The organism is Phreatobacter sp. (genome assembly GCF_016793595.1).
In the GTDB taxonomy this organism is placed as follows: Bacteria; Pseudomonadota; Alphaproteobacteria; order Rhizobiales; family Phreatobacteraceae; genus Phreatobacter.
In genome coordinates this window covers 26887-39392 of the sequence record NZ_JAEULY010000017.1, presented here as the reverse complement: position 1 = coordinate 39392, position 12506 = coordinate 26887, and the positions used below count along the sequence as shown (strand labels likewise).

Annotated in this window: 15 protein-coding genes; 7 read left to right on the top strand and 8 right to left on the bottom strand. The window is 67.7% G+C overall.

Going from position 1 to position 12506, the window contains the following annotated elements:
- Positions 1–32: 32 nt before the first annotated feature.
- Complete coding sequence (locus tag JNK84_RS18315) at positions 33–239, bottom strand: hypothetical protein (RefSeq protein WP_293426372.1); 207 nt, start codon at positions 237–239, stop codon at positions 33–35.
- Positions 240–410: 171 nt separating this feature from the next.
- On the opposite strand from JNK84_RS18315, the gene JNK84_RS18310 reads away from it, so the two are divergent.
- Entirely contained in the window at positions 411–1181 is a 771-nt protein-coding gene (locus JNK84_RS18310) for a motility protein A (RefSeq protein WP_293426370.1), read from the top strand.
- Positions 1182–1184: 3 nt separating this feature from the next.
- Entirely contained in the window at positions 1185–2045 is an 861-nt protein-coding gene (locus tag JNK84_RS18305) for an OmpA/MotB family protein (RefSeq protein ID WP_293426368.1), read from the top strand.
- On the opposite strand, the gene JNK84_RS18300 is transcribed toward JNK84_RS18305, so the two are convergent.
- Positions 2046–2894, bottom strand: a complete 849-nt coding sequence (locus JNK84_RS18300; protein ID WP_293426366.1) for an alpha/beta fold hydrolase — start codon at positions 2892–2894, stop codon at positions 2046–2048.
- 140 nt (positions 2895–3034) lie between these two features.
- Between JNK84_RS18300 and JNK84_RS18295 the strand changes: the two genes are divergently transcribed.
- Together JNK84_RS18295 and JNK84_RS18290 are read left to right on the top strand one after the other, a co-directional pair.
- On the top strand, positions 3035–4123 hold the full coding sequence (locus JNK84_RS18295; protein WP_293426364.1) for a malate/lactate/ureidoglycolate dehydrogenase: 1089 nt from the start codon (positions 3035–3037) through the stop codon (positions 4121–4123).
- Positions 4124–4253: 130 nt separating this feature from the next.
- Complete coding sequence (locus tag JNK84_RS18290) at positions 4254–4550, top strand: antibiotic biosynthesis monooxygenase (RefSeq protein WP_293426362.1); 297 nt, start codon at positions 4254–4256, stop codon at positions 4548–4550.
- A 15-nt stretch (positions 4551–4565) separates the two neighbouring features.
- On the opposite strand, the gene JNK84_RS18285 is transcribed toward JNK84_RS18290, so the two are convergent.
- On the bottom strand, positions 4566–5369 hold the full coding sequence (locus tag JNK84_RS18285; protein ID WP_293426360.1) for a crotonase/enoyl-CoA hydratase family protein: 804 nt from the start codon (positions 5367–5369) through the stop codon (positions 4566–4568).
- Between the two features lie 109 nt (positions 5370–5478).
- Entirely contained in the window at positions 5479–5862 is a 384-nt protein-coding gene (locus JNK84_RS18280) for a PaaI family thioesterase (protein WP_293426358.1), read from the bottom strand.
- A 195-nt stretch (positions 5863–6057) separates the two neighbouring features.
- On the opposite strand from JNK84_RS18280, the gene JNK84_RS18275 reads away from it, so the two are divergent.
- Both JNK84_RS18275 and JNK84_RS18270 read left to right on the top strand, forming a co-directional pair.
- On the top strand, positions 6058–6408 hold the full coding sequence (locus JNK84_RS18275) for a hypothetical protein (protein WP_293426356.1): 351 nt from the start codon (positions 6058–6060) through the stop codon (positions 6406–6408).
- Between the two features lie 55 nt (positions 6409–6463).
- Complete coding sequence (locus tag JNK84_RS18270) at positions 6464–6865, top strand: Ig-like domain-containing protein (protein ID WP_293426354.1); 402 nt, start codon at positions 6464–6466, stop codon at positions 6863–6865.
- A 104-nt stretch (positions 6866–6969) separates the two neighbouring features.
- Here the strand turns inward: JNK84_RS18270 and JNK84_RS18265 are convergent, their stop codons facing one another.
- From JNK84_RS18265 to JNK84_RS18255, 3 genes are read right to left on the bottom strand one after another with little or no spacing between them, the layout of a single operon-like run.
- Complete coding sequence (locus JNK84_RS18265) at positions 6970–8289, bottom strand: TRAP transporter large permease (protein WP_293426352.1); 1320 nt, start codon at positions 8287–8289, stop codon at positions 6970–6972.
- Positions 8286–8798: a TRAP transporter small permease gene (locus JNK84_RS18260; protein ID WP_293426350.1), complete on the bottom strand. Its 513-nt coding sequence runs from the start codon at positions 8796–8798 to the stop codon at positions 8286–8288. The genes JNK84_RS18265 and JNK84_RS18260 overlap by 4 nt, the downstream gene beginning before the upstream one ends.
- 6 nt (positions 8799–8804) lie before the next feature.
- Positions 8805–9857: a TRAP transporter substrate-binding protein gene (locus tag JNK84_RS18255; protein WP_293426348.1), complete on the bottom strand. Its 1053-nt coding sequence runs from the start codon at positions 9855–9857 to the stop codon at positions 8805–8807.
- 211 nt (positions 9858–10068) lie between these two features.
- Here JNK84_RS18255 and JNK84_RS18250 point away from each other — a divergent pair, with 211 nt between their 5' ends.
- Positions 10069–10917 carry an alpha/beta hydrolase family protein gene (locus JNK84_RS18250; RefSeq protein ID WP_293426346.1) on the top strand — a complete coding sequence of 283 codons (849 nt, stop codon included), beginning with the start codon at positions 10069–10071 and terminating at the stop codon, positions 10915–10917.
- Positions 10918–10932: 15 nt separating this feature from the next.
- Here JNK84_RS18250 and JNK84_RS18245 read toward each other — a convergent pair whose 3' ends face one another.
- A complete protein-coding gene (locus JNK84_RS18245) occupies positions 10933–12453 on the bottom strand; it encodes a UxaA family hydrolase (RefSeq protein ID WP_293426344.1) in 1521 nt (506 codons plus the stop codon).
- Positions 12454–12506: the final 53 nt, after the last annotated feature.

Sequence of the window (12506 nt, the reverse complement as noted above, 5' to 3'; positions counted from 1 at the left end):
GACCGGCGGGCCGTGTCAAAAAAGAGGCGGCATCAGCGCGGCGCGGGCGCTCCGGGCCGCCGGGTGCCCGGCGCCTGTCCCTGCGTCGCATGAGCCCCGAGCGCCGGATCGGGCGGCAGCGGCGGCGGCGTGGCATTGGCGACCGGCGGGCCGGGCGGCGTCGCCGGCGCCTGCGTCTGGGCGCAGCCGGCCATGCCCAGAGTGGCGAGCGCGGCAAGAAGAACGACCGTCGGTTTCATCGGTGCGGAACCTCCCTCGATGCTTTTTCTGCCTTTAGCCGTCGTCCGGCGGGTCGTGCAAGATGGCGCCGGCGCGTCAACCCTCTCGCAACCTTAAGGAGGCTTTAAGCGCTCTCTCCTAATTTTGCGGTGACTGTTCAAGACTCGCTCGTTCGGGCGTGGGGCCGATCCATGGATATCGCAACAATTCTCGGCCTGGTCGGCGCGGTGGCGGTCATCGTCGTGCTGATCCTCATCGATGGCGGCAATTTCGGGCAGTACGTCGACAAGCACGCGATCATCATCATCTTCGGCGGCGCCTTCACGGCGACCCTGACGCGCTATCCCCTCGGCGTCATCCTTCACGGCATCCCCATGGGGTTCAAGGCCGCGCTGGCCATGCCGCGCATCAGCCCGCGCGAACTCGTCGAGGAAATCACCCGCGTTGCCGAAGTCGCGCGCAAGCAGGGCCCCAACGCGCTGGAGAAGCTGGAGATCGCCGACCCCACCCTCGCCCAGGGGGTCCGCTACATCGCCGACGGCTACGATGCCGATTTCATCCGCCAGACGATGGAAACGGAAAAGGACAACGTCTACGCCCAGCTCGACGAGGCACAGAAGATCTACCGTTCGATCGGCGATTGCGCCCCCGCGTTCGGCATGATCGGAACGCTGCTCGGCATGGTCAACATGTTCGCCAACATGACCGACCCCTCCAAGCTCGGCCCCATCATGGCCATGGCGCTCATCGCGACGCTCTACGGCGCCGTCGTCGCCAACATGGTCTGCATGCCGATCGCCGACAAATGCCACCTGAAGATGGCCGAGGAGGACATTTCCCGGTCGATCATCATCGACGGCATCATCCAGATCCGGAACCAGAAGAGCCCGCAGATCGTCAAGGAAATGCTGCTCGCCTATCTGACCGCCCATGATCGCCACGACATGGCGGAAGCGGCCTGAGCCATGGCCAAGCGCAAGGCAGATGGTCACGCCGGCGGTCACGGCTGGTTCGTTACGTTCGCCGACCTGATGGGCCTGCTGATGTCCTTCTTCGTCGTGCTGGTCGCGACCTCGAATCAGGACGAGCGCAAGAAGCACATGATGACCGGTTCGTTCCGCGAGGCGTTCGGAACCACCAGCAACACCCTCATGTCGGGCATCGTCGAGCTGAACGGCGTGCCGACCCGCCCCTATGTCCAGAATGTCTCGCCCTCCGCCGACTCGCCGACCGACCGTCCCGGCCCGCCCGGCCCGGAGAATTCCCCCGACGGCATCCCGATCGCGCAGAGCCGGCAACTCGCCCTCGCCGCGGCCAGCCTCCGCCAGGCGCTGCAGGCCTTCCCGGAAATCGCCGAACTCTCCAAGAACGTCATCATGGAGGAGCGGCCGGACGGGCTGGACATCCAGATCGTCGATCAGGACGGCCGCGCCATGTTCCCGCCGGACGGCCGCGAACCCTATGAGCGCACCCGCAGGCTGATCGCGGCGCTCGCGCCGGCTCTGCGCCAGTTGCCCAACCGCATCACCATCACCGGCCACACATCGGGATCGCGCGTGCTCGGCCGCCCCGGCTACGGCCCCTGGGACCTGACCGCCGACCGGGCCAATGCCGTCCGCATGGTTCTGGAGGAGAATGGCCTGCCGCCGGACCGCATCTTCGCCGTGACCGGCAAGGGCGACAGCGAACCGATGTTCCCCGACGATCCCTATCTGGCCGCCAACCGCCGCGTCTCGATCATGCTGATGAAGGAAGCGCCGGTCCTGCCGCAGGGCTTTCTGCGAAACGGCGGCAACGCGGCCGCAGCCCCGCAGCCGTCGCGCTGATCAGTTCCAGCCGATCTCGGCGAGGAACCCTTCCACCGTCGCATTGAACAGCGTCGCCCGCTCGAAATAGACGGAGTGACCGGAGACCGGCACGGTGACGGTGCGCGCCTTCGGCAACGTGCCCGCGACCAGTTCGATGCCCCTCGGACAGATCAGCAGATCCTCCTCGCCGATGACGAACAGGGCCGGACAGGCGATCTTTGCCGCATCCTCCGCGCCGCGCGTGCGCATGACGCGGATGCGGTTGCCGACCTCATTCTTGTCGAGGCCGGAGGTGAGCCGGTCGATGCCCCGGTAGAGCGCATGAAGGTCGGGCTGCTCGTCGGCCATGCGCGCGCCGGCGGCGCGGTGGATGCCGCGCGCGGCCAGGGCGGCTATCGCCTTGGGCGCCGCCTCGCGCCACGCCTTCACGCCGGGATCGCCGAACCGGTCGTAGTCGAACGAGCCGGATGTGCAGGCCATGACGATGCCCGCGACGCGCTCCGGCGCGGCCAGTGCGGTCTCGACCGCCGTCCAGCCGCCCATCGACTGGCCGACGATCACCGCCTTCGGGATCGACAGGGCGTCGAGCAACGCGACGAGATCGCCGGCATAGAGCTTCGGGTCCGGCAGGCCGCCGGGCGCGGTCGACGGCGAAAAGCCGCGATGAGAGAACACCACCACCTTGTGGTTCTGCGCGAAAACCGGCGCCGACTGCCACCAGCTCAGGTGATTGCCGCCAAGGCCATGGGCGAAGACCATGGGCGGCCCCTCGCCCGCCACCTCGTAGTGGATCACCGCGCCGTCCGGCCGTTCGAGCCGCGCCGTCGTGAACTGGGGGATGGCGACCTTCGGCGCGGACCGGGACATGCGATGGCTCCTCTCGGGGCGAGCCTAGCCGGCCCGCTTCACGCGCGGAAGTGCGGCCGGTGCACGGCGCGCCTGTGGTCCGGGGCCTTTCCGATGCCGGCGCACTGCGCCAAGATCGATCCAAAATGCGGGAGGAATGCATGGCAGTCGTGAATGCCGAACGCCTGAAGGCGCTCGTGACGACGATCTTCGAGGCGGCGGGCTGCGCGGGCGACGAGGCCGCGCGGATCGGCAATTACCTGACCGAAGCGAATCTCACCGGCCATGACAGCCATGGCGTCGCCCGCGTGCCGCGCTATGTCGGCTGGTTGCAGGAAGGCCGGGTGGAAGCCGGCAAGACCGTGACCGCCGTCATCGACACGCCGTCGATCGCGGTGCTCGACGGCCATTACGGCTTCGGCCAGACGGTCGGGCCGCAGGCGGTCAGGATCGGCATCGCCAAGGCGAAGCAGGCCGGCCTTGCGGCCGTCGCGCTGAAACATGCCGGCCATCTCGGCCGTATCGGCGACTTCGCGGAGATGGCGGCGGCCGAGGGCCTCGTCTCCATCCATTTCGTCAATGTCGTCGGCTCGATCCTCGTCGCGCCCTATGGCGGCGTCGACCGGCGCATCTCCACCGCGCCCTATTGCATCGGTGTTCCGATGCCCGGCCGCGCGCCGCTGCTGCTCGATTTCGCCACCTCGCTCGTGGCCGAAGGCAAGGTGCTGGTCGCCTCCATGGGCGGCAAGAAGATTCCTGCCGACGCGCTGGTCTCGCCGGACGGCACGCGCAGCGGCGATCCCGCCGTGCTCTACGGCCCCTACCCCGCGGGCCCCGGTCCGCGCGACCCGATGAACGGACCCGGCGCCATCCGCGCCTTCGGCGAGCACAAGGGCTCGGGCCTCGCCTTCATGTGCGAGATCCTCGGCGGCGCGCTGACCGGCGCTGGCGCGACAGGCCCCGACAAGCGGTTCTGCAACGGCATGATGTCGATCTATATCGACCCGAAAATCATCGATCCCGACGGCTTTTTCCCCGCCGAATGCGCCGAATACGTCGCCTATTACAAGAGCGCGCGTCCCGAACAGGCCGGCGGCGAGGTGCTGGTGCCCGGCGAGGCGGAGGCGCGCGCCAAGGCGGCGAAGCTCAGGGACGGCGTGCCGCTCTCGGACGGCACATGGGATGCGATCGCCGACACCGCGCGCAGCCTCGGCATCGGCGACAATGTCATCAAGGCCGCATTGAACTAGGGGCTTTCACGAACCGGCGAATGAAGGTTTGCGCGGGCCGGCGACGCCGGTACCCTGTGGCCGTCGAGAGGCCGGCCTGACCGCGCCCCCTCGTGACGACGCATGCACCAGTGAGCTGTCGGAGACCGCCATGACTGCATTCAATGCCGTGCGTTTCAAGGTCAAGCCGGGCATGGAGGACGCCTTCCTCGATGCCCATCGCGTCTCGGTGGCGGCCTGGCCGGGTCTGCGCCACGCCAACATGATCAAGATCGGCGACGCCCGCTACTGCATCATCGCCGAATGGGACAGCATCGACGCGATGGCCGGCGCGCGTCCGCAGATGATCGCGACGCTCAACAGCTTCCGTGACACGCTGGAGGATCTCGGCGGCGGCATGGGCGTCACCGATGCGGTGTCGGGGTCGGTGGTCCTGTCGATGAAATAGCGCCGGTCAGGCCGGTCAGATCGAACCGAAATCGCCGCCGCGACCCTTCCCGGCGGCGAAACGGGCTGCGCCTGCCGCACCCTCGGAGAGCGCGAAGGCGGACGACGTACGCCATTCGTTGCGCAGCGCGCCGTTGAGGTCGAAATCCCACTGGGCATAGGCGGAAGCGCGGTCCGACCGCATGCACCCCTGCGGGAAGCGCGCGATCTCGTGGGCCAGCGCCTCCGCAGCCTCGCGCGACGCGCCCTTCGGCACCACGCGGTCGGCAAGCCCGATGCGCAGCGCCTCGTCCGCTTCCACCTTGCGGCCGGTGAGGATCAGGTCCAGCGCCCTGCCCTGCCCGACAAGGCGCGGCAGGCGCACGGTGCCGCCGTCGATCAGTGGCACGCCCCAGCGCCGGCAATAGACGCCCATATAGGCGTCCTCCTCCATGACCCGCAGGTCGCACCAGAGCGCGATCTCCATGCCGCCGGCCACCGCCGGGCCGGCAATGGCGGCGATGACCGGCTTCGACAGCATCAGCCGCGTCGGACCCATGGGCCCGCGCGGCCAGTTCGCGTCGCCGTCGGGGATGTCGAGCGCGCCGCCGGCCACCGTGCCCTCGGCAGCGGTTGCCGCCACTTTCAGGTCGAAGCCCGCGCAGAAGGCCCCGCCCGCGCCCCAGAGGACGCCGACGCTGGCGGTCTCGTCGGCATCGAAGGCGAGAAGCGCATCGCAAAGCGCCTGCGCGCCCTCCGGGTTCATGGCATTGCGCGCCGCCGACCGGGTGCGGATGAAGGTGGTGACGGGGCCGTTCCGCTCGATGACGAGATCGGTCATTCCTGCCTCCTGCGGTGTGATCCCAGCAGATTGAATTGGATCACGCTCCAACTCTTTGTTTGCGCATGATCTTTTCCGGAAACCGGTTCCCGCTTTTCGGGATCATGCGCTAGTCGACGATGCCCGGCGTGTTCATGACCATCATGGTCGCCGTCATCAGTGTGATCAGCTTGCGCTTGCCGGCTTCCTCGGCAAAGCACTCACCAAGCGTCACCATCAGCTGGCGGCCTGGCTTGATGACGCGGCCGACAGCCACGAAGCGCTCGCCCTTGCCCGGCGACATCAGGTTCATCTTGAACTCGGTGGTGAGCACGCCCGCGCCCTTGGGCATCATCGACATGGCCGCGAAGCCGCAGGCGGTATCGACGATCGCGGTCAGCGCCGCCGCGTGAACGAAACCGTGCTGCTGGAGGATGTGCGGGGCAAAAGGCATGGCAATTTCGACATGGCCGGGCCGCACGACCAGGATTTCCGCCCCGAGCGTCGTCATCATCGTCTGTCTCGCGAAGCTCGCCCGCCCGCGCGCCTCGAAATCGGGATCTGGCGCGGAAAGTTCCGGGGGCGAATTTTTCTGGTGATCGGCAGACATGCGCGCGCTGGTTCCTTGCAAACGCCCGGAATGTTCTCAAACTGAGGGAAACCGGCAACCTGTCCGGACGAACGAGGGACGGCGTTGCTCTTCTGGTACATGCCCCGCTTCACTGAGGCCGCGCTCGGCGCAGCGACGCTGTCGGCATCGACCGCCGTCGCGGCGAGCGTCACCATTGCCCATCGCATGATGCTGCTCGGCGACCCGGCGGCCCTTGCCTTGCCATCCGGCCAGATCGAGGCCGTGCGCATGGTCGCGGAGAAGATGAACGCCGCGACCGAAGGTTCTGTCGAGGCCGCTTTCGAGACCGGGCGCTTCATGATGCGCTCCGCGTTCGGAGGCGTCTCGCCGGATGACGTCGCGCACGGGCTCGTGGCGATCGGCGTCGCTGCGACCAGGCCTGCCGCGCGCCGTGCCAGGGCCAATGCCCGGCGGCTCAGCCGGGGCTGAGGAGCCCGAGCAGCATCGCAGACGGCGGCTGTTCCGCCGATGGAGTGCCGATGCGATGCGCGAGATTCGACCCGCACCGGCCCGCCGCCCCGGGTTCGGACTGTTCCCGCTGCTCCTGGCTGCCGGCATCCTGATCGGCGCGGCCAGTCCCGCCCGCGCGCTCTGCCATATCGACTGGCGGCCCTTCATCATGGGCCAGCCGGCCGTGATCTACATGACGGCGGCCCGCGAACCCTGCCGCGTCAGCCTCTATGCGGGCAGTCACAGCCGCTACGAGGCCCTGCGCCTGCTCGAACGACCACGCGGCGGCCGGGTCGTTCTCGATGGCCGCGCCGGCGCCGTCTACACGCCGGCTCCCGGCTTTGCCGGCCCGGACCGCTTCGTGATGGGCCTGACCGGCACGAGCAGCATCGGCTCGGGCACATCCCTCATCACCGTCGAGGTCGAAGTCCCCTAGGTGGTTCCAAAGGCCACCAGATCACGGCCGTTGAGGGCAAGTCGTGGATGCCCGCCACAAGGGCGGGCATGACGTGCAAGGACGCAGCCCTTGGCCCGCCGCGCCTAGGTCAGCCAGTTGACCAGCCAGAGCGCCAGCGCCGGGAAGGCCACCACCAACGCGAGGCGGATGATGTCGGCGAGCACGAAGGGGATCACGCCCTTGTAGATCGACACGATCGGCACGTGCCGGGCGATCGCCGATACCACGAAGACGTTGAGGCCTATGGGCGGCGCGGTCAGCCCGATGCCCACCACCATCAGCACGAGGATGCCGAACCAGATGGCGATATCGTCGGCGGGCATGCCGAGATCGAGCGCCGTGACGATCGGGAAGAAGATCGGCAGGGTCAGCAGGATCATGGCGAGTTCGTCCATCACCCCGCCGAGGATGATGTAGAAGATCAGCAGCCCGACGATGACGCCGTAGGGCGGCAGGCCGGAATCGGTGACGAGTTTCGCCGCCGTGTCGGGCAGGTGCGACAGCGCCAGGAACGCGTTGAACACCTCGGCGCCGAGCAGGATGATGAAGATCATCGCCGAGGTCTCGGCGGTCTGGATGATCGAGGCCTTGATCTCCTCCCAGCCGAGCGTGCGCTGCGCGATGCCCACCACCAGCATGGCGACGCAGCCGACGCCCGCGCCCTCGGTCGGCGTGAACACGCCGCCATAGATGCCGCCGACGACGGTGATGGCGATGAGCATGACCGGCCAGACGCCGACGATCTCGCGCATGCGCTGCGGCCACGGCACCCGCTCGAGCGCCGGTGCGGAAGCCGGATTCAGCCGCGCCACGATCGCGATGACGATGCAGTAGAACACGGTCGCCAGCAGGCCGGGGATCAGCGCCGCCATGAACAGCTTGGCGATGTTCTGCTCGGTCGTGATCGCGTAGACGACGAGGATCACCGAGGGCGGGATGAGGATGCCGAGCGTGCCGCCGACCGCCACCATGCCGCCGGCAAAGCCGCTGTCGTACTTGTAGCGCTCGAACTCGGGCAGCGTCGCGCGGGCGAAGGTCGCCGTCGTCGCGACCGACGAGCCGCAAATCGCGCCGAAACCGGTGCAGGCGCCGATCAGCGCCATGCCGAGCCCGCCGCGCAAATGGCCGAGGAAGGCTGCGGCGGCGCGGAACAATGCCGTCGACAGGCCCGATTTCTCCGCCAGCGCCCCCATCAGGATGAACAGAGGTATGACAGAAAAAGTGTAATTGGCGAAAAGATGATACGGCGTTGTCTTCATGTAATTCATGAAGATCGGCAGGCTCGTGAACCAGGTATAGCCGATAGAGCCGGCCGTCAGCATGGCAAGCCCGATCGGCATCCTGAGGGCCAGCAGGACCAGCATGCCGGCAAAGCCGATAACGGCGACGGTCGCTCCGCTCACGATGCGCTCCGATAGCGGCGAATGGCCGTGACGGCGGCCACGACGGCGAGGAAAGCGGCCATCACCGCAGTCAGGAGGATCGCCCATCCCGTGGGGATCGCCAGCACCATCGAGCTCGTCCGCGAGCTGATCGCGTCAATGGCGCCGAGTGCGAGACGCCAGGCGATCAGCGCAGCGAACCCGGCATAGACCAGGTCCCACAGCGTATCGAGGTTCCGGTTGAACCATGCCGGCGCCCTGAGGGTGAAGGTATCGACGAAGACATTGCCGCGCCGCCACTGGCAGAGCGGCAGGAAGGCGAAGACCGCGACGGCGGTGGCGATCTGCACCATCTCGAAATCGCCCTTGACGCCGGCCTTGAACAGCCAGCGCGAGACGACCGACACCACGACCATGATCGCGGTGGCGAGCATCAGCGCGCCGCCGGCGACGGCGAGCGCGCGCGCCATGCGCCCGATGACGCCGCCGGACCAGCCGGCGGCTTCGTCTTCTGTCCCCTCCAGGCTCATGCCGCGTCAGGCCGCCATATGCTTGGCGACGGCGGCGCGCACGTCATCGACGATCTTCTGGCCGTCGATGTTGCGCTCCTTGACGCTGCGGATCCAGGCTTCCTCGACCGGCTTGGTCGCCGCCCGCCACTTCGCCGCCTCGTCCTCGGCCAGCACGGTGATGGTGTTGCGCGAGCGGCCCTTGACCATCTCGCTCACCGCCCGGCCGCGCTCGTCCCACATCTCGCCGGCCATGACGGCTGCGGGCATGCCGGAATGGTCGTCGATCACCTTCTTCAGGTCGGCCGGCAGGCCCTCGTATTTCGGCTTGTTCATGGCGAGGATGAAGGTGGCCGAATAGAGCGTCGGCGAGCCCGGGATCTCCGTGTGATGGCGCACGAGCTCGTGCAGGCGCAGGGCCGGCACGACCTCCCACGGCACCACCGCGCCGTCGATGACGCCCTGCGCCAGCGCTTCCGGCACCTGCGGGATCGGCATGCCGATGGCGGTGGCGCCCAGCGCGCGCAGCGCCTCGCCGGCCTGGCGGGTCGGGAAGCGCAGCTTCAGGCCCTGCAGGTCCGCCTGCGTCCGCACCTGCTTGTTGGAGTGGATGAGGCCGTGGTCGTGCGCCCAGAGGCAGAGCGGCTGAACCTCGGAATATTCCTTGTAGAAGTGGACGGGGCCGAGTTCGGCCATGACCTTGGAATTGGTCACGCCGCGCTTGCCGGCAATGAACGGCAGTTCCATTGCCTCGGTCGCCGGGAAACGGCCGGGCGTGTTGCCGGGTAGCGTCCAAACGATGTCGGCGACGCCGTCGCGGGCCTGGTCGAACAGCTGGGGCGGCGCGCCGCCCAGCTGCATCGACGGGAAGATGTCGATCTTGATCCGTCCCTGCGACGCCGCCTCCACCTGCCGTGACCACGGCACCAGGAAGCGCTGATGGGCATTGGAGACGGGCGGCAGGAAGTGATGCATGCGCAGCGTCACCTGCGGCGTCTGGCCGAAGGCGGTGCGCATGATGGCGGGCGATGCGACGGCAGCGCCGGCGAGGGCCAGCGCGTTGCGGCGGGTGAGAATCATGGAGAGCAACCTCGTCGAGCGTTCCCTGAAAACCTGACTTGCGCCTTACCGGCGTCTTTTGTCTTCCGAGCGACGATAGTCATACCGGCGCGGCGTGTAAAACGGGAATAGTTGGATATCCGACTATTCGTCGAGAAGCCCCCTTTCCGCGTCATCCGCCAACCGGCCGACTGTCAATCGTGCATCTACACGATGCAAGGTGCGCCCACCCATGCGCACAGATTCCGACGAAACCCTTATCATCCCGGCGACCGACGGCTATCCGCTGGCGGCGAGCATTTTCGAGCCCGACGGTCCGGTCCGCTCGACGGTCGTCATCCAGTCCGCGACCGCCGTCCCGCGCCGCTTCTACGCCGAATATGCTGCCGACCTCGCCGCACGGGGCCGCCGGGCGATCACCTTTGACTATCGTGGCATCGGAGGATCGGCGCCGCCCCGGCTTGGCGGCTTCCGGGCGATGATGCTCGACTGGGCGGACAGGGATGCCGCGGCCGTTTCCGATTTCGCCGCGACGACCTGGAACACGGTGCCGCTCGGCCTCGTCGGCCACAGTTTCGGCGGGCAGGCCTATGGGCTCAATCCGCATCCGCGCGTCTCGCATGTGCTCGGCATCGCGACGCAGATCGGGGATATGAGGCTGTTTCCGCCGAAGACAGCGGCCGGATTTCGCTTCCTGGCCCGTGTCGCCGGCCCGCTCGCGATCCGCCTGACCGGGCACTTCCCCGCCAACTGGTTCGGGCTCGGCGAGCCGATGCCGGGCGATGTCTTCCGTCAGTGGGCGCGCTGGTGCCTGACCCCGGACTATTTCTTCGGCGATCCCGCGATCGGCGCCGGGGCGCGTTTTGCCCGCGCCGGGGCGCAGGTGCATCTTGCCGCCTTCGACGACGACACATTCGCGCCGGAGGCGGCCGTTCGGGGGCTTGCCCGGCGCTTCCCGAGCGCCAAGGTCGAGGTGGTCAGCGCCGCCGGCACCGAAGCCGGGCGAATCGGCCATTTCGGCTTCTTCCGCAAGGCCGTGGGCGGCGCGCTCTGGGATCGGTTCGACGCGCGGCTCGGCTGATCCGCCGCGCTGGCCTCACATCGTCGCGCCGATCTGCCACGGGACGAACTCGTTGTCGCCGTAGCCGAGCAGTTCCGACTTGGTCTTCTCGCCGGAGGAGGTCCTGAGGATCAGGTCGAAGATCTCCTGCCCCTTCTGGTCCAGCGACACCCCGTCCAGCACGTCGCCGCAATTGATGTCCATGTCGTCGATCATGCGGGTGTAGATGTCGGAATTGGTCGCCAGCTTGATCGACGGCGTCGGCTTGCAGCCATAGGCTGAGCCGCGCCCCGTCGTGAAGCACAGCACGTTCGAGCCGCCGGCCACCTGCCCCGTCGCGGCCACCGGATCGTAGCCGGGCGTGTCCATGTAGACGAAGCCGTTGCGGTCGATCTTCTCGGCATAGTGATAGACGCCGCGCATGGTGGTCGAGCCGCCCTTGGCGGCGGCGCCCAGCGACTTCTCGAGAATGGTGGTGAGCCCGCCGGCCTTGTTGCCGGGCGAGGGATTGTTGTCCATCGAGCCCTGGTTCTTGGCGGTGTAGTCCTCCCACCACTTGATGATGCCGACCAGCTTCTCACCGACCTCGCGGGTTTCCGCGCGCCGGGTCAGAAGATGCTCCGCGCCGTAGATCTCGGGCGTTTCGGACAGAACGGCCGTGCCGCCATGCTTCACTAGAAGGTCTACGGCCTTGCCGAGCGCGGGATTGGCGGTGATGCCGGAATAGCCGTCCGAGCCGCCGCACTGGAGAGCGAGGCAGAGTTCGGAGGCCGGCAGCGTCTCGCGCTTCGACTGGTTGACCACCGGCAGCATCTCAGCGATGCGCGCCATGCCGGCCTCGATCGACTTCTTCGTGCCGCCGGTTTCCTGGATGGTCATGGACTGGAATCGGTCGCCCGGCTCGATGCCGTAATCCTTCATCAGCCGCGGAATCTGGAACACCTCGCAGCCGAGGCCGACGATCAGCACCGCCGAGACGTTCGGATTGGTCGCATAGCCCCAGATCGTGCGTTCCAGGATGTCGAAGCCAAGCCCCTCGCCGGCAAGCCCGCAGCCGGTGCCGTGGACCAGCGGTATGACGCCGTCGACATTGGGAAACTCCGCCAGCATGCCCGACCGGTTCACCGCCTCCGCCATGAAACGGGCGACCGAGGCCGAGCAGTTCACCGAGGTCAGAATGGCGATGTAGTTGCGCGTGCCGGCGCGGCCCTTGGCGCGGCGGAAGCCCTCGAAGGTCGCGCGCTGTTCGACCGGCAGCACCGTCTCGGGCTGGGCATCCTGCGCGAAGGCGTAGTCGCGGTCGAAGGCGGCGAAGGCGCAATTGTGCGTATGGACCCAGTCGCCCGGCGCGATCGGCTTGGAGGCGAAGCCGATGATCTGGCCGTATTTGACGATGGGCTCGCCCTCGGCAATCGCTCTCGTCGCCATCTTGTGGCCCTTGAGCACGCGCGCCGCGGCCTTCACGCCATCCACCATCTTGCCGGGATCGATGAGATCGACCGCGACGACGACATTGTCCTCCGCCGCGAGGCGGATGAAGCGGGGTTGGGTGGTCATGGCGGCGTCTCCGGGCAGGCGGCCGTTCGGCCTTCCTTGGGTCTGATCATGAC